The following is a 15,007-nucleotide window of genomic DNA, read 5'->3' as shown; positions in this document are numbered from 1 at the left end:
GTTTGTCTCCCCCTGAAGGATTCCACTGCATGACGTCATTGTCTCGTTTCTCCTTGCATGCGTTTCTTGCATAAATCCGCCCGCTTTTTTGTGAATGTTTAAGCGTCCGCTTGTGCTGTCGTTGATGCTGCCATTTTGTGGTTCCTTAAGCCTTGCTGCCGATCCGGATGCTCTCTCGCAGGCGTTGCTCGAGCGCCGTTGTGAGGCATGCGATCTGCGTTCCGCCGATTTGGTCCACGCCGATCTTTCTACTGCTCGCTTGCGGAACGCCCAGCTTCAGTTGGCGAACCTGAGTCAAGCCAATCTTGAGGGTGCGGATCTCTTCGCTGCTGATCTACGACAGGCCATCTTGGCCGGTGCGTCCTTGCGTGGTGCTGACTTGCGTTCGGCACGTCTTGAGGGTGTTGATCTCCGTTCATCTGATCTCACAGGTGCTCTACTGGACGATGCCGCTTTAATTCGCAGTCACTGGCGTGGTGCCATCGGTCTTCAACCTGATTGGTTGAGTGCAGCGCATTTCCACAACGCCGGTGTTGCTGAAGCTGAGGCCGGCCGTTGGCCTGCTGCTGAACAACTCTTTACCGCTGCCCTTGCGCTTGTTGAAGATGAACCCTTGAGTTGGGCCGGTCGGGGGGTGAGTCGGGGTTTCCAAGGCAAAGTTGCCCTGGCTGCATCAGACCTTGCCAAGGCCGAAGCGCTTTCGAGAGCCAGCGGAGATTTTGAGTCTGCAGAGCGCCTTAAGCAACTACAGCTTCAGGTTCTTGAAAGCGTTGAGCCTGAATTAACGCAAGGCGGAAATGGTCTTGGCGGTGCCGCTTTGGAAGGTGTTGCTGGCACGTTGAAGCCTTTTTCCTCAGTTCTGCAGAGTCTTGCTCCTATCGCTTTGAAATTTCTGATGCCTCTTCCGTTCTGATTCACCAGAGGGGATGTGCGCGCATGGGTGAGTCGTCTGTAGGGGCTTGGTTCGGCCTGCTCTCGTCGAAGCTTGCATTCGCCAAGCTGCTCTCGAAAGCATTCGGTAGATCAGCTGTTCTCAGTGGCAAGGGTTCTGCTTGAAGTTCTAAAAGTTCCTCAATACTTTTTTGAAGAATTCCTCCGTCCCAGACAATCGTTTGGTCGGGATAGCCAATGCCAACGAAGTGTGTGCCATTGATTCCGCCAAACGCCAGTCCAAGATCTTCCGCAATTCCCTGGAAAACACCAATTCCGCTCGAATACGGAGGTCTCCAGGTGTAAATCTCTTCCCCTATGCGTTCGTTCTGCGTTTCGATGCTCTTGCAGACGCTGGTCTCCAGAGCTGTGCCACCACCTGTGCTGTTGTAAATGGTCGTGCAGACCAAGGGGGCTGCAGATGCTGCACAAGTGCCGCTAATAAGTGTGGCAAAGGCCACAACACATGTTGCTCTGAAGTGTTGTGCTGCCAAAGTTCACAAGCATTCTTAAACAAATTAATGGTGTTGGCTCGATTCACCAACTCCAGGGGGGACTGTTTGTTTCTTGGATCCTGCCTTGCTTAGGCGGCAAGTGGCATTTCGCCATCGCTGCCAAAGCTCCGAACTGCGGGGCTGGCTGGCAGCAACTGCCGCACCGTGTTGATCACCGCCTGTTGCTGGTCGATCGTTAACTCCGGGAAGATCGGCAGGCTCAGTACCTGGCTGCATAGCTGTTCCGTGACTGGCAGGGATCCTTGTTTTAAGCCCAGGTGGGCGTAGGCCGGTTGCCGGTGGATCGGAATTGGGTAGTAGATAATCGTGCTCACCCCCCGCTCCTGCAGCGTCTGCTTAAGCCAGTCGCGGCAGCAGCTCTCCGGGATTCCGTGGCGTGCACTGGTGGTGGAGGAATTGCAGCTGGCGTTGCAGAGGGGTTGGCTGGTGGGGCAGCTACCTATGCGAACCACGAATTGGTTCCAGCTGTGGCCTTCGTTGGAGGACGGCAGGGTGAGTCCTTGGAGATCCCCAAGGGCATCTCGGTAACGGGAGGCAATGGCTGTGCGGTTGCTGATCCAGCTCTCCAGCTTCGGCAGTTTCACGTTCAGAACTGCTGCCTGAATGGCATCAAGGCGGCTGTTGTACCCAAGGCTGGTGTGCAGGTAGCGCTCGGGCATGCCATGCACGGCCAGCTCGCGCATGGCCTGGGCCAGATCGGCATCGCTGGTGGTGACGGCACCAGCGTCACCGGCCGCACCGAGGTTTTTGGTGGGGAAAAAACTGAAGCAGCCCGCATCACCAAAGCTGCCTACAGGTTGGCCATTCCATCGGGCTCCCGTGGCCTGGGCGCAGTCTTCGATCACCTTCAGTTGATGGCGCTCCGCAATCGCCATCAACTGGTTCATGTCCACCGCACGGCCAAACAGATGCACCGGCATCAGGGCCTTGGTGGCCGGGGTGATCGCGGTTTCGATTTGGTCGAAATCGATCAGGTAGGTGCTGGGGTCGACATCCACGAACACCGGTGTGGCGCCGACGGCGCTGATGGCTTCAGCGGTGGCGAAAAAACTGAACGAGCAGGTGATCACCTCATCGCCTGCACCAATGCCGAGGGCACGCAAGGCCAGGATCAGTGCATCGGTGCCGCTGTTGCAGCCCACGGCGTGGTCGCAGCCGACGCTGACGGCAAAGGCTTCCTCGAATTGTTTGATCTGCGGTCCGCCGATGTACTGACCGCTGCGCAACACCGCAAGAACCGCCTCTTCGAGGTCCACACCCAGATCGTTGATCTGCTGGCCGAGGCTGAAGGGAGGTACCTGCATGAAGGAAAGCTTAAGTGGCTCCGCCGAACCACTCCGGTTCGTGTCCGGGGTTCCACTTCACATTGCAGCCCACTGAGGCTGTTTGCTCCGGGTTTACCGGTGCTCTCGTCAGCACGGAAATGAGGGCGGCCCGCAGGTCTCGGCCGTCGAGGGGCTGATCATTGCCGGGTCGGCTGCCGTCCAACTGGCCCCGATAACGGAGGGTCTGTAGGCCTTTGCTATCGGGTGAAAACAGGTAAAACTCCGGAGTGCATGCAGCCTGAAGCGCTTTGGCCAGGTTCTGCTGCTCATCCAGCAGATATGGAAAGCTCCAGCCGTGGCGCCGGGCTTGATCCGCCAGTTGTTCCGGCCCGTCCTGGGGGTGGGTGATCAGGCTGTTGCTGCTCACGCCGACCAGTTGCACCTGGTCGGCGAAGTCGTGCTCCAGCCGGGTGAGCTCTGGCTCCACGTGTTTCACAAACGGGCAATGGGCACAAAGCACCATCAGCAGCAGGGGCCGATGGTCCAGCGATTGGCTGTTCAGCCGGCCGCCCGTGACCTGGGGCAGATCAAAACCGTGCAGCGGCGTGTTCAGCGCCAGCATCGTGGATGGTGTCAGGGCCATGACGCGCAGGCAGATGCGGCGAATCTGCTTCAGGATGGCCACCTCCGGTGGTGATGGATGCCGCGCCTGCGTCTGATTTGGGGAGTTTCGTTACTGCTGGCGGCCTGCGGTGCCCCTAAGGAACCGCCCAGCTGGCGCTTGTTCCCTTTGCAGCGGTACGTGCCCCATGACGGCGTGGCCGTGGTGAGTCAGCCGGATGGGTATGGGATTCATATCTATTTGGAAACAGACACCAGCTTCGCGGGGGTCTGTCGTCCCCGATGGCTGCCAGATCCAGCCCGTCTGTTCAACGGCAACGGATCCACCCCATTCAGTTCTGGTCTGGCGACCCGCCAGGAGTTTTTCGATGCGGTGTCCCGGCGTGATGTGCGGGCTTTGCTGGAGAAGGAGCTGGAGGCACTATGCGAGGCCCGCGCACCAGATGAGCGCTGGCAGTGGACTGAGCCGCCCCTCAGCGAAGAGCAAGTGCTCCCCGTTCAGCTGCCATCTCTGGAGGAAGAGGACCTGCTGACCAATCCTGTGGAGGAACTGAAGCGGGTCCGGCAGTTGCTTAAGGATCAGCAGGATGGGGAGTAGCCCTCCCAAACCACTGCTTCGGCGTCCCGCCAGTAGCGGCTGAAACGCCCCAGCCGCGGTGGACGTTCCAGCTCCACGAAGGGCTTGGGATCCATCAGCTCCAGCGGAAGTTCCGCATCGATGGCAGCGCCAATACGCTCCAGGCGAGGATCCACCACTGTGCTGCTGATCACGCCATCTGCCTGGTGGCGGCACGCAAAGGCCAGCACCTCGGCCGCTACATCCCCCTTGCGCAAAGTGAGGGGCAGGTCGAGAGCGTTTTCGTAGAGGAAGCCGATCCGTTTGCGGCTGATTCGTGCTTCCTGGATCCAACGGGTATCAAATACAAACACCGCTGGGGCCTCGGGCCAGGCCTGCAGCGCCGGGTTGCTGGCGCCGAGAGCTTCCTCGTGAATCCAAAGGATCGGACGTTGAAAAGACATGAGGACTCTCCTGCTTATCGCTTGGGACGGGCCAGGGCGGCACTGGTGCCTCCGCTGCTCCGGCGTTGGCGGTTGCGTTGGTGGTTGCGGTCGTTGCCGCTGTTGCGAATCGCCGGCATCGGGGAGAACAACTGGTTCTCCAGTTGCTCGTAGCTGCCGTCGAACGGGCAGTTGTTGGCACTGGAGCAGTTGTCGCAGTAGTGCCCGTCGCTATACCTCTCCAGGTTGCCGCGATTGAAAAAGTAGGGCTTATGGCTGAAGGTGCTGGCCACCCACTGCCAGCTCAGATGGTTGCTGGCTGGGTCGCCATCCAGCAGGTGCTCCAGGAACCAGTCGGCCCCGGCCTTCCAGTGCACCCGTCGCCAGTGCACGAGCCAGGCGGCCATCCACATCCGGGCGTGGTTATGTAGCCAGCCGGTGCTCACCAGTTGATCGCGAAAACGATCCATGCAGGCCAGCCCCGTGGTCCCTTCGCGCACATCGGCCGGCAGTTCCCGGGTATAGGAACAGGCGTCATGGCCCGTTTTGAACGGTTCCTGATCGTTGTGGATGTCGTCGCATAGATCGAGCCACATCCGTTGCCAGAAGTCGCGCCAGCCGAGTTCGTTGATCAGCTTTCCGCCCTCATCGCGGTTGCGGATTCGTGCAAACACGGAATCGCGAACCTCCGCGAGGCCCAAAACACCATGGCGGATGTAGGGCGACAGTCCGGTGACCGCGCCCTTGAGATGGTTGCGGGTTTTGGCGTAGCGCCTTGCGTCAATGCGCCGCAGCTTGTCATCGGCTGCCTCACGACCACCGCGTATCGGGCTAAGAGTCCCTTCCGCCTCTGGAAACTCTTGCGCCAACAGGGCATTGAGGGCATCGCGGGAGGCGAATTGCCGCGGCAGGTCGCCGTTGATCGGGGGTGACGCAGCGCTGGGCACCGGCCTTCGTCAGCAAAGGAGCGGTGATCTTGGCGGGGGATGGGGGAGAATCGCGCGAATTCAACCCGTTCCGGTCTGTCCTGATGCTGCTTGATCTCACCGGCAAGAAGATTCTCGTTACCGGCATCGCCAATAACCGTTCCATCGCCTGGGGCATTGCTCAGCAGTTGAAGGCGGCCGGCGCTGAGCTGGGCATCACTTATCTGCCGGATGAAAAGGGCCGCTTTGAGTCCAAGGTGCGCGAACTCACCGCACCCCTCGAGCCCAGCCTGTTTTTGCCCCTGAACGTGCAGGACGCCGACCAGATGGCCGAGGTGTTCGGGGAGATCAAGGAAAAATGGGGGGTTCTCGACGGCCTGGTGCACTGCCTGGCTTTTGCAGGCAAGGAAGAGCTGATCGGCGACTACAGCGCCACCACCGCTGAAGGCTTTGCTCGTTCCCTCGATATCAGCGCCTATTCCCTGGCTCCTCTCTGTGCTCATGCCAAGCCGCTGTTCAGCGAGAAGGCCGGCGTGATCACCCTGTCGTATCTCGGCGCTGAGCGGGCTATCCCGAACTACAACGTCATGGGTGTGGCGAAGGCCGCGCTGGAAGCGTCTGTTCGCTACCTCGCCGCTGAGCTGGGTCCCGAGAAGCAGGTGCGCGTGAATGCCATTAGTGCTGGTCCGATCCGCACCCTGGCCAGCTCCGCCATTGGCGGCATCCTCGAGATGATCCACAACGTGGAGGAGAAGGCTCCCTTGCGTCGCACGGTCACCCAGATGGAGGTGGGCGGCACCGCAGCCTTCCTGCTCAGCGATCTGGCCAGCGGCATTTCCGGTCAGACCATTTATGTGGATGCGGGCTACTGCGTCACGGGGATGTAAGGCACGATGTGAACAGAGGAGGTGGAGTGATGACACGCCAGGGAGACATTCATCGGGTCACCGGTGAAACCGATGTGAAGGTGCGTCTGGATCTGGATGGCTCCGGCCAGTGCCAGGCCAATACCGGAGTGGCATTCCTCGATCACATGCTTCACCAGATCAGCAGCCACGGACTGATCGACCTGGAGATCAATGCGGTGGGAGACACCCATATCGACGATCACCACACCAATGAGGACGTGGGGATTGCCGTGGGGCAAGCTTTGGCTCAGGCCCTGGGAGACCGCCGTGGTATCCATCGCTTCGGGCACTTTGTGGCACCGCTGGATGAGGCCCTGGTGCAGGTGGCACTGGATTGTTCCGGTCGCCCGCATCTCAGCTACAGCCTGACGATTCCCAGCCAGAAGATCGGCAGCTACGACACCGAGCTGGTCAAGGAGTTCTTCGTGGCGGTGGTCAACAACAGTGGCCTCACCCTGCACATCCGTCAGCTGGATGGCGTCAATTCACACCACATCGTGGAAGCCTGTTTCAAGGCCTTTGCCCGGGCACTGCGCATGGCCACCGAGGTGGATCCACGCCGGGCCGGTGCTATCCCCAGCAGCAAAGGGGTTCTGGAGCAGGCCGGCGCCAACTGATAGCGGCGCCGCGCTTCACAGTCCGTTACGAGAGGATGGGAGCACGTTGATCGTTCGCCCGTGACCGTCGCCCCCGCCCGCAGCTACGACCGCAGCGACTGGTCCAGCGCCTTCGTCAATGTGGAGGAGGAGCTCACCGATGTGGCCTTAACGCCGGTGCGTGGAAGCGTTCCGGCGGAGCTTCAGGGCACCTTCTACCGCAATGGCCCCGGGCGTCTGGAGCGCGATGGACACCGCGTCCATCACCCCTTCGATGGCGACGGCATGATTGCGGCGATGCGGTTTGAGAACGGCAGCGTCCAGCTCAGCAACCGCTATGTCCGCACCGAGGGCTGGCTGGCGGAGGAGAAGGCTGGCAAGGTGCTTTACCGGGGGGTCTTCGGTAGCCAGAAGCCCGGTGGTCGTTTGGCCAATGCGTTTGATCTGCGCCTGAAGAACATCGCCAACACCAATGTGGTGCGCCTCGGCGATCAGCTGCTCGCTCTATGGGAGGCTGCCGAGCCCCATGCGCTGGATCCCCGCACCCTGGAGACTCGCGGTCTTTCGCGGCTCGATGGTGTGCTGAAAAAGGGTGAAGCCTTCAGTGCGCACCCCCGCTTCGATCCCGGCCATAACGGCCGTCCCTGCATGGTCACTTTTGGGGTGAAGACCGGCCCTCGCAGCACCATTCGCTTGATGGAGTTCGCCACCGATGGCCCCCAGGCCGGTGCGTTGCTGCATGACCGCTCCGACAGCTTTCCCGGTTTCGCCTTCCTCCACGATTTCGCCATCACCCCCAACTGGGCGGTGTTCCTGCAGAACGCCATCGCCTTCAATCCCCTTCCTTTCGTAACCGGCGAAAAGGGTGCGGCTCAGTGCCTGGCGTCCCAACCCGGTGGGAAAGGGCGTTTCTGGCTGATACCGCGAGATTCCGGTCGTTTTGCCGGTCAGAAGCCGCGCATCCTCGAAGCCCCCGACGGCTTCGTCTTCCATCATCTGAATGCGTTTGAAGACGGTGATCATCTCGTGGTGGAGAGCATCGTCTACGACGATTTCCCGTCCATCGGTCCCGATGACGACTTCGCTCAGGTGGATTTCGACACGGTGCCGGAAGGAATCTTGCACCGTTGTCGCCTGGATCTCAGCAGGGAATCGGTGCAGACCGAGCGGATCAGTGAGCGCACCTGCGAGTTCGCCATGGTCAATCCCGAGCGTCAGGGTCTCAGCGCTCGCTATGCCTGGATGGCAGTGGCCGAGCGGGAGACGGGCAATGATCCGCTGCAGGCGATCCAGAAGCTTGACCTCGATTCCGGTGCCACCCACACCTGGAGTGCGGCACCGCGTGGCTTCGTGAGTGAGCCGCTGATGGTGCGCCGACCCGGTGCGGAGTCCGAGGACGACGGCTGGGTTCTGGACTTGGTCTGGAACGGAGCCCGTGCCGCATCTGATCTGGTCATCCTCAACGCCAGTGATCTTGCTGAAGTGGCGGTGCTGGAGCTGCCCTTGGCTGTTCCCCATGGCTTGCACGGCAGCTGGGCCCCGGCAAGCTGACAGCTAGTAGTTGCTTCGGTTGTGCGGAACCCGCGTCAAACATTGAGCATCGGTTGGGGCGCCTTGTCTGTTGCAACCACAGGCTTGCTTCTGCTGTCTCCGCGGGTGCCTGTGATGGCGGCTGCTCCGTCCTGTGCGGGGACGTTGTTGCAGTTGTCTGTTGTTGAAGAGGGCAAGACCGCGGTAGCCAGTTTTCGCTTCTCATTGGCTGTGTCCGGTGAAGGATCCACCGGGCAGGCTGCGTTGACGCAGCTGAATCAACGCTTGGCCCGGTTGCGTCACTTGCTGAAACCGTTCATTCAGGGACGCCTGATCGTTCCATCTCCGTCCACATATCCACGTTCTGGAAGCAATGGGGCCAAACAATCCTTTGTTGCCAACACCGGTGTTTCCGGTGAGGTGAAGCGGCAGATGTACAACCAGCTCATCCAGACAGTGGGCGGACAGCCCGGCGTGCGGATGCAGGGGATGAAGTCCGTCGCCAATGACAAGGCCGAGACAGCGCTTCAGCAACGGTTGACGGCTGCGGCACTGCGGCGTGGCATGGCCGAAGCCGATCACACCGCGGCGGCGATCGGAGCCACCCGGGCGCGACTGCTCAGGATCAATCGCAGTAACGCGATGCATGGGCCCCGGCGGGTTCAGCTGTCAGAGGCCATGCGCGCTGGTTTCGATCCAGGTGAAGCCCCGGAACCAACGGCAACGGTGCGGATGGAGCTGCTCTACTGCCTCACATAGCCAGCTGATACCTTGAGCTCTCAGGCTGGGAATCTGGTGTCGATTGAATTCACGCGTCCGCAAATCAATCGTGATGAGCGGATGCTGTGGATCCATGCCGGTCCCCATAAGGCAGCCAGTAGTTACGTCACCGAGCGACTTCGACAAAACCGGGACCATCTCGCAGCCCAGGGTGTGTTGATGGACGGTGATGACAATCGTCTGGCCAACGCCATCGCACAAAAGAACTATGCGCCTGTTGAGGAAGCGCTGGCCACCCTGCCTTCTTCACTTCACAGGGTTTTGCTTAGTAGCTCCTCTTTGGATGATCGGATCCTTAGTCGAACTGCCTTGGGCAGATTGCAGGCTCTGGTTGAGCGTCAGGGGTTTAAATTAGGAGTCAGTTACTTTGTTAGAGATCAGCAGTCTTGGTTGAATTCAGTCTACGCACATCGAGTTCGACGGTTTCGAGAGACGCCTGATTTTGAGCGATATTGTAATTACATTATGCATGATTCTGGCTCGTGGGATATTTCTTATCCATCCAAATTTCGTGTGCTGAGTCGCTTCCCCTCGATTGCGACGTTGTTTCTTCCTTTGTCCAAGCAGGTGGCGATCACCGATCCGTTTCTGGCCTTGGTTGATGCTCTGGGTCTGGATGCTCCATCGGGTGAACAGGGCTGGTTGGCGGGCCGTTCCTCGAAGCAGAACATCCAGCCTGGCGCCCGGGGTATCTGGATGTCGGCTCTGTGTCGCCGCTTGATGGTGGAGACGGGTTTCGATCCGGAAGTGCTGAAGCGGAAGGGCAAGGTCATCCGTGACCTCGCGATCGAACTTGGCTGGGATCGGGAGAAGTTTGACGGTTTCGATCAACCGCTTCATGACAGGGTGTCGGCCTTTTATGCCAGCTCTAATGAGGCTTTTGCGCAGCAACACTGGGGTGTCAGTTGGGACAGCCTCTTCCCAGTGCGGCCTGCGGGGCAACAGGTTTATTCGGGGCCTGAGGCCGAGGTGGAGCGGAAGGAGATGCGAGGTCTGATGGTTCGCGTGCTGCGAGAGCTGCGTTTCCCCTGGCGCTTGCGGCGTCGTTTCTTCTCTCTTTACGACGCCGCTGTGTGAGGGTGGCTTAGATCAGCTAAGGCCTTCGCGCTTGGCCTCTTTCCAAGCCAGCCGTGGCGCGCTCCATAGGGTGGCCAGCACCAGGGGGGTGACTGGCACCGCGGTGATCACGATGAAGGCCTGCAAGGCATCGATGGAGGTGCTGTCCCCTAGGCCTGTGCCGATGCGCAGCAACACCAAGGTCAGGCTGCCAATCATCAAGGCCCAGAACAGCCGCAGCAGAGCTGGCGGCTCATTGCGGCCGCTCACCACCATGGCTGCGGCGTAACTCATCGAGTCGGCGCTGGTGCACATGAACAGCACCACCAGCAATAGACCGATGGGGATCAGCACTCCGGCAAGGGGCAACTGGCTGAGGATGGTCAGTAGTGCTGCTGCGGCACCGTTCTGGGCCAGGGCTTCACTGATGCCACCCCCGGCCAACTCGAGATGTAATCCGGTGCCCCCAAGCAGGGTGAACCAGACGTTGGTCACGATCGGGCAGAGGATCGCCACGGCCAGTACCAGCTCACGGATGCTGCGGCCGCGGCTGACGCCGGCGGTGAAGAGCCCCATTAGCGGCGCATAGCCAAGGAACCAACCCCAGTAGAAGACAGTCCAGCCGTTCACCCAGTTCGAAGGCGCTGCGTTGGGTGCAAGAGCCATCTGCGGCAGATGGACCAGATAAGTGAAAAAGCCGCTGAAAAAGTGCTGGATCAGCCAGAAGCCAGGGCCTAAGAGCACAAGGCCTGCCGCCATGGCCAGAGTGAGCCAAACGTTGAGCTCCGACAGCCACTTGATGCCCTTTTGAATGCCGCTGACTGTGGATGTCGCGAACACAGCGGTCAGCAGCACCACCACCAGGGATTGCAAGCCTGCACTGTCGGTGAGCCAGGGCAATTGCCCTGCAGCGTTGCTGAGCTGCAGGGATAGGAATCCCAGGGGACCAACGGTGCCGGCGATCGCTGCCACCACAGACAAGCCGTCCGCTAGGTGACCGATCGGGCCATCCACCCAGCTGCGCGGAACGATGTTCACCAGCAGGGTGCGGGGACGCAGGGGTTCACCGCGTCGTTCCAGGATCGAGAAGGTGATCGTGGTGGTGGTGGCCACAAGAGCCCAGGCCAGGAACCCCCAGTGCAGAAAACTCACCGCCAGGGCGGGATCCACCGCGGCTGCTGTGCTGCCTTCGACCCCTGCAAAAACCGGTGATGGTGTTTGGAAGTGATACAGCGGTTCGGCAGCGGACCAGAACACACCCCCTCCTGCCAGCAGGGTGCAGATCAGCACCGCACACCAATCGAAGAATTTGAAGCTCGGCTTGGCATCCGCTCCGCCAAGCCGGAGTTTGCCGATAGGGCTGATGGCAAGGATCAGGGCGATCAGAAACAGCAGCACCACCATCCATTGCCAGACCGCCCCCAGGGCATCACTGATTACGGCTTTGCCGGTTTCAGTGAAATGCTTGGCCAGAGCCAGGTCGATGGCCGAGACCAACAGAAAAATCAGCAGCGGGATGGCGCCGACCCAGAGCGGGGGCTGTTGCCACCAGGAGCGCTGGTTCGCGGGGTTGTCAGACATCGGATGAGGGGTGAAAGATCAGGCGCGGACGGCGTCGCGTTGGTGGCTCCAGCAGGAGAGATCCACTGCAGGTTGTTCACCACTGGCGAGGCGTGCCAGAGAATCACCGATCAGAGGAGCGAACTTGAAGGCCTGGCCGGAGCCCCCTGCGAACAGACTCAGCTTCGGGGTGAGCCGATCCAGCACGAAGTTCACATCGCTGGCCATGGAGTACGGGCTGATCACGGTCTCGACTCGTTCCTGAACTCCCTCCAATTCGTTGAACAGGAAGGTGTCGAGCAGCTCCACCAGTCGGGCTGGTGGCTCGGTGACCATGGCGTTGGGTGCGGCGACCCGCAGTTCTCGTGGGGCCCAGTCGATGCCGGCCTTGATCCGGGGCCTGCCATCCGCCGTTTGGCTCAACACGGGGAAGCCGTAGTACAGGCCACCATCGTCGCTTCGTTCTTGCTGGAAGCAGAACCACTGGGGGTAGCGATCAGCGAGTGCTGGGTTGACGGTGTAGTGAGCCCAAAGCATCGGCCACACCTCCAGTTTCGGTGCCAAGCCGAGGGGGGCCAGCAACAGTTGGCTCCAGATCCCGCAGGCCACCACCAGTTGGCTTGCGGCGATGTGCTCGCCGCTCTGCAGGGTGACGCCTCCACCATCTGGATCGAGTCCGGCCACGGGGCAGTGCTCGATCAGCTGATGGCCGGCGTTACGGGCGGTATTGATCCAGTGGGAGAGAACTTTGTCGCTGCGTACGGCACCGGCGGTGGGTTCGAACAGGCCAGTGAAACCGGCCTTCGGCTTCAGCGGGAAACGGGCAGCGATCTGTTCGGCATTGAGGGCCTCGTAGGGGATTCCCTGATCGTCCATGACCTGGCGGGCCCCGGGGATCGATCCCTCGATCGTTTCCTCATCCCAGCTTTCGCCGTAGAAGAGCAGGCCGTGGGTCTCTCTCAGCTGCTCGCCGGCGTGAGTTTCCTCTTCCCGCCAAAGGCGATTGGCCTCCTGGGCCAGACGGCAGAGCACCGGATCGGAATACATCTCCCGGAACATCCGGGTTTCGCCGTAGCTGCTGGCCTTGGCGTGGGCCAGGGTCTTGGCTTCCAGCAGCACCACATCGCGCACGCCGCGGCGGGCAAGGGATGCAGCGCAGCTCAGGCCCGCCATGCCGCCGCCGACGATCACGACCGCTGCGCGGCTGGGCAGTGAGGAGGGCGTGCTCATTCGCTATCTCCAAAGCTCAGGCCGATGGGATCGGTGGAGGGTGTCGCCGCCACTTCCTCGAGGGCGGCACCAACCGACAAACCCTGTTCGCGCTGATTGAGATAGTCGCTTGCCCGCCGGCGCACCTCATCGCGTACGAAGGCATAGACGTCCGTGGCGCCTGCGTCCTTCCAGGCATCGGGGGAGAACCGCTCGATCGAATCGGCGATCACGGCGCCAGCATTCACAAGAGGGTCTGGCAGTACCCGCACACCGCGGCGCCGCAGGTCGTCTGCTAGCTGCGGTTGCTGGAAGGGGGCATTGGCTGCAGGAACCACGGCGGGGGTCTTCAAGGCCGTTGCCATTTCGGCGTTGATCAACCCGGAGATGGAACAGGGCAGCACCAGGTCGAGGTCCAGTTCCCACCAGGCACAGCTCTCGGGCAGAGGCGTCGCGCCGGGAAAACTGGCTCTCTCGCGATCCAGATCCACGGTGAACACCGTCCAGCCGTGATCGACGAGATGACGGGCCACCGTTCCGCCGACGGCACCGCAGCCGTGCACGAGGGCCCGGCCGGGAATGGCATCTTTGAGGTCCTTCTCCAGCACTGCCTCCACGGCGCCGAGGGTGCCATGGGCGGTGGCGGCACTGGCGTCTACTGGGCTGCCGACCGCCGCCAGCACATGCGGTGTGAGCGCCGTCAGACGCTCCATGTCCTCCAGGCTGGTGTTGAGATCGCAGCCAGTGATCATGGCGCCATCGAGCGACTCCAGCAGCTCGGCGGTGACGCTGATCAGTTCATCCTTGACCGCATCGGGCTCCGCTGCCCGGGCGACGATCTTGCCTCCAGCAAAACCGGTGCCGTAGAGATCGTGCTTGTGGGTCATCAACCCCGCCAGCCGCTGTCCGTCAGCGATGCAGGCCTCATCGCTCGGGTAATTCAGCAGGCGCAGGCCCCCGTTGGCGGGGCGCTTGGCATCAGTGTCTTCCGCCACCACGAACACCGAGAGGTGGTCGGAGACGTGTTCCGCCAGCACCGACACAGTCGGCGATGCTTTCTTGCTGCTGCTCATCAGGCCACCTTCTCCATCATCTGGTGGTGTTCGACGTAATCGAGACTCCATTCGCTGGGGGTTTCGGCGATGCGCTGTTGCAGACGCTCGTACACCGTGTCTGCAGCGGCCTCCCCGGCAGCACTGGCGAAGCTGTGGCGGCTCCAGCTGCGGATCGTCGCCATCAGGCCGGCGGCGAAAGCGGCCGTGTCACCGTTCTCGTTCCAGCGGCGTCGGTACGGGCACTTCACATAGACCGTGCGCTCGTCCACGAGGCGCAGTCCGTTGCGGTAGGCGGCGCTGTTCTCGTCCTTCAGCGGAGCCATGAACTCCTCGGGGGACTTGTAGAAATTCAGAACGGTGCCTTTTTTGTATTGCTCTGCGCTGATCAGACCTTCCTCGGCCATGCCGCGCCAGATCTGGTGCAATTGGTCGTGCACATTGCGGGTTTCGCCGCCGTTATGACCGAGATAACGTCCTTCGTTATCGCGTGAGAGGTTCACGGTCAGAAGTCTCCCGCCCACCTTCAGCTCGCGACTCCGCAGTTCGAGGATGTAGTTCCAGTCCTTCATCGCCTGGGCGGTGAAACGCTGAAGGGCATCGGCATCACCGGAGGCCAGCACATGGGTGTGGCTATCGAGTGGTCCGGGCGAAGCGCTCAGCCAGTGCATGGCGGTTGCGGAGAAGCCGAAGCTCACGCTGTCCGGGGCCACGGAGGGCTCGTAGAAGCTGCGGGCACTCACCAGCACTGTTGGTTTTGGATCCCGGGGAATCTGCAGGGCCAGGTTTTCTGCCAGAGCGAGGTTGTCGTTGCTCGGTAAGTCGTTACCGATCAGCGTCAGATGAGCATTCGGCTGGTTGGCATGCAGGCGATCCAGCACCTGATTCCAGAGCCCTACAGCAGTGCCGCCATCGGCAGCTCCGTAATCGATCAGGACATGGCTGTCTGCGACAGCCAGTTGATTCACACAAGTCAAGGCCCAGTCCGAGGCGGCTTCAATGCACAGAAGAGCGCCTTCGGTCTGCGCGCTGTAACCCGTGGTCATGGCGATGGCCATGG

General features: G+C 61.0%; 16 protein-coding genes. 7 read left to right on the top strand and 9 right to left on the bottom strand.

The window, feature by feature from the left end:
- The first annotated feature begins 94 nt into the window (after positions 1 to 94).
- Positions 95 to 913 (top strand): pentapeptide repeat-containing protein, encoded by an 819-nt coding sequence (locus tag NCN06_RS06520; protein ID WP_226398353.1) that lies wholly within the window; start codon positions 95 to 97, stop codon positions 911 to 913.
- Position 914: 1 nt separating this feature from the next.
- Here the strand turns inward: NCN06_RS06520 and NCN06_RS06515 are convergent, their stop codons facing one another.
- From NCN06_RS06515 to NCN06_RS06505, 3 genes are all read right to left on the bottom strand, one after another.
- Positions 915 to 1,340: a hypothetical protein gene (locus NCN06_RS06515; protein WP_250398755.1), complete on the bottom strand. Its 426-nt coding sequence runs from the start codon at positions 1,338 to 1,340 to the stop codon at positions 915 to 917.
- Positions 1,341 to 1,513: 173 nt separating this feature from the next.
- Positions 1,514 to 2,749: a DegT/DnrJ/EryC1/StrS family aminotransferase gene (locus NCN06_RS06510; protein WP_226398355.1), complete on the bottom strand. Its 1,236-nt coding sequence runs from the start codon at positions 2,747 to 2,749 to the stop codon at positions 1,514 to 1,516.
- Between the two features lie 10 nt (positions 2,750 to 2,759).
- Positions 2,760 to 3,353, bottom strand: coding sequence for a thioredoxin family protein (locus NCN06_RS06505; RefSeq protein WP_226398417.1), 594 nt, complete (start codon positions 3,351 to 3,353; stop codon positions 2,760 to 2,762).
- A 57-nt stretch (positions 3,354 to 3,410) separates the two neighbouring features.
- On the opposite strand from NCN06_RS06505, the gene NCN06_RS06500 reads away from it, so the two are divergent.
- Positions 3,411 to 3,929 carry a hypothetical protein gene (locus tag NCN06_RS06500; protein WP_115024907.1) on the top strand — a complete coding sequence of 173 codons (519 nt, stop codon included), beginning with the start codon at positions 3,411 to 3,413 and terminating at the stop codon, positions 3,927 to 3,929.
- Here the strand turns inward: NCN06_RS06500 and NCN06_RS06495 are convergent.
- Positions 3,911 to 4,351: a hypothetical protein gene (locus tag NCN06_RS06495; protein ID WP_226398356.1), complete on the bottom strand. Its 441-nt coding sequence runs from the start codon at positions 4,349 to 4,351 to the stop codon at positions 3,911 to 3,913. The genes NCN06_RS06500 and NCN06_RS06495 overlap by 19 nt on opposite strands.
- A gap of 14 nt (positions 4,352 to 4,365) precedes the next feature.
- On the bottom strand, positions 4,366 to 5,277 hold the full coding sequence (locus tag NCN06_RS06490; RefSeq protein WP_250398754.1) for an FAD-binding domain-containing protein: 912 nt from the start codon (positions 5,275 to 5,277) through the stop codon (positions 4,366 to 4,368).
- Positions 5,278 to 5,360: 83 nt separating this feature from the next.
- On the opposite strand from NCN06_RS06490, the gene fabI reads away from it, so the two are divergent.
- The 5 genes from fabI to NCN06_RS06465 all read left to right on the top strand — a co-directional run bounded on the left by fabI (position 5,361) and on the right by NCN06_RS06465 (position 10,147).
- Entirely contained in the window at positions 5,361 to 6,143 is a 783-nt protein-coding gene (gene fabI / locus NCN06_RS06485; RefSeq protein WP_226398418.1) for an enoyl-ACP reductase FabI, read from the top strand.
- A 29-nt stretch (positions 6,144 to 6,172) separates the two neighbouring features.
- Positions 6,173 to 6,781: an imidazoleglycerol-phosphate dehydratase HisB gene (hisB, locus tag NCN06_RS06480; protein ID WP_226398358.1), complete on the top strand. Its 609-nt coding sequence runs from the start codon at positions 6,173 to 6,175 to the stop codon at positions 6,779 to 6,781.
- A gap of 60 nt (positions 6,782 to 6,841) precedes the next feature.
- The gene (locus NCN06_RS06475) at positions 6,842 to 8,311 is read left to right on the top strand and encodes a carotenoid oxygenase family protein (RefSeq protein ID WP_250398753.1); all 1,470 of its coding nucleotides are present in this window, start codon (positions 6,842 to 6,844) and stop codon (positions 8,309 to 8,311) included.
- 63 nt (positions 8,312 to 8,374) lie between these two features.
- On the top strand, positions 8,375 to 9,049 hold the full coding sequence (locus NCN06_RS06470) for an SIMPL domain-containing protein (RefSeq protein WP_250398752.1): 675 nt from the start codon (positions 8,375 to 8,377) through the stop codon (positions 9,047 to 9,049).
- 564 nt (positions 9,050 to 9,613) lie between these two features.
- Complete coding sequence (locus tag NCN06_RS06465) at positions 9,614 to 10,147, top strand: hypothetical protein (protein WP_250398751.1); 534 nt, start codon at positions 9,614 to 9,616, stop codon at positions 10,145 to 10,147.
- A gap of 12 nt (positions 10,148 to 10,159) precedes the next feature.
- On the opposite strand, the gene NCN06_RS06460 is transcribed toward NCN06_RS06465, so the two are convergent.
- From NCN06_RS06460 to NCN06_RS06445, 4 genes are read right to left on the bottom strand one after another with little or no spacing between them, the layout of a single operon-like run.
- Positions 10,160 to 11,707: a BCCT family transporter gene (locus NCN06_RS06460; RefSeq protein ID WP_226398362.1), complete on the bottom strand. Its 1,548-nt coding sequence runs from the start codon at positions 11,705 to 11,707 to the stop codon at positions 10,160 to 10,162.
- Positions 11,708 to 11,725: 18 nt separating this feature from the next.
- Positions 11,726 to 12,916: an FAD-dependent oxidoreductase gene (locus tag NCN06_RS06455; RefSeq protein WP_250398750.1), complete on the bottom strand. Its 1,191-nt coding sequence runs from the start codon at positions 12,914 to 12,916 to the stop codon at positions 11,726 to 11,728.
- Positions 12,913 to 13,968, bottom strand: coding sequence for a Glu/Leu/Phe/Val dehydrogenase dimerization domain-containing protein (locus tag NCN06_RS06450; RefSeq protein ID WP_226398364.1), 1,056 nt, complete (start codon positions 13,966 to 13,968; stop codon positions 12,913 to 12,915). Before NCN06_RS06450 ends, NCN06_RS06455 begins: the two co-directional genes overlap by 4 nt.
- Complete coding sequence (locus NCN06_RS06445) at positions 13,968 to 15,005, bottom strand: class I SAM-dependent methyltransferase (RefSeq protein WP_250398749.1); 1,038 nt, start codon at positions 15,003 to 15,005, stop codon at positions 13,968 to 13,970. The genes NCN06_RS06450 and NCN06_RS06445 overlap by 1 nt, the downstream gene beginning before the upstream one ends.
- Between the last annotated feature and the right edge of the window lie 2 nt (positions 15,006 to 15,007).

The sequence above is a fragment of the Synechococcus sp. MU1648 genome (genome assembly GCF_023630615.1).
Taxonomy (GTDB): Bacteria; Cyanobacteriota; Cyanobacteriia; order PCC-6307; family Cyanobiaceae; genus Parasynechococcus.
Note: the sequence above shows the minus strand (reverse complement) of the source record. Positions and strands in the feature narration are given on the sequence as shown.

Excerpts from the sequence above, each read along its gene's own strand:
- NCN06_RS06520 (WP_226398353.1), top strand. The coding sequence starts at position 95 with ATGTTTAAGCGTCCGCTTGTGCTGTCGTTGATGCTGCCATTTTGTGGT.
- NCN06_RS06510 (WP_226398355.1), bottom strand. The coding sequence starts at position 2,749 with ATGCAGGTACCTCCCTTCAGCCTCGGCCAGCAGATCAACGATCTGGGT.
- NCN06_RS06505 (WP_226398417.1), bottom strand. The coding sequence starts at position 3,353 with ATGGCCCTGACACCATCCACGATGCTGGCGCTGAACACGCCGCTGCAC.
- NCN06_RS06500 (WP_115024907.1), top strand. The coding sequence starts at position 3,411 with ATGCCGCGCCTGCGTCTGATTTGGGGAGTTTCGTTACTGCTGGCGGCC.
- NCN06_RS06495 (WP_226398356.1), bottom strand. The coding sequence starts at position 4,351 with ATGTCTTTTCAACGTCCGATCCTTTGGATTCACGAGGAAGCTCTCGGC.
- fabI (WP_226398418.1), top strand. The coding sequence starts at position 5,361 with ATGCTGCTTGATCTCACCGGCAAGAAGATTCTCGTTACCGGCATCGCC.
- hisB (WP_226398358.1), top strand. The coding sequence starts at position 6,173 with ATGACACGCCAGGGAGACATTCATCGGGTCACCGGTGAAACCGATGTG.
- NCN06_RS06460 (WP_226398362.1), bottom strand. The coding sequence starts at position 11,707 with ATGTCTGACAACCCCGCGAACCAGCGCTCCTGGTGGCAACAGCCCCCG.
- NCN06_RS06455 (WP_250398750.1), bottom strand. The coding sequence starts at position 12,916 with ATGAGCACGCCCTCCTCACTGCCCAGCCGCGCAGCGGTCGTGATCGTC.
- NCN06_RS06450 (WP_226398364.1), bottom strand. The coding sequence starts at position 13,968 with ATGAGCAGCAGCAAGAAAGCATCGCCGACTGTGTCGGTGCTGGCGGAA.
- NCN06_RS06445 (WP_250398749.1), bottom strand. The coding sequence starts at position 15,005 with ATGGCCATCGCCATGACCACGGGTTACAGCGCGCAGACCGAAGGCGCT.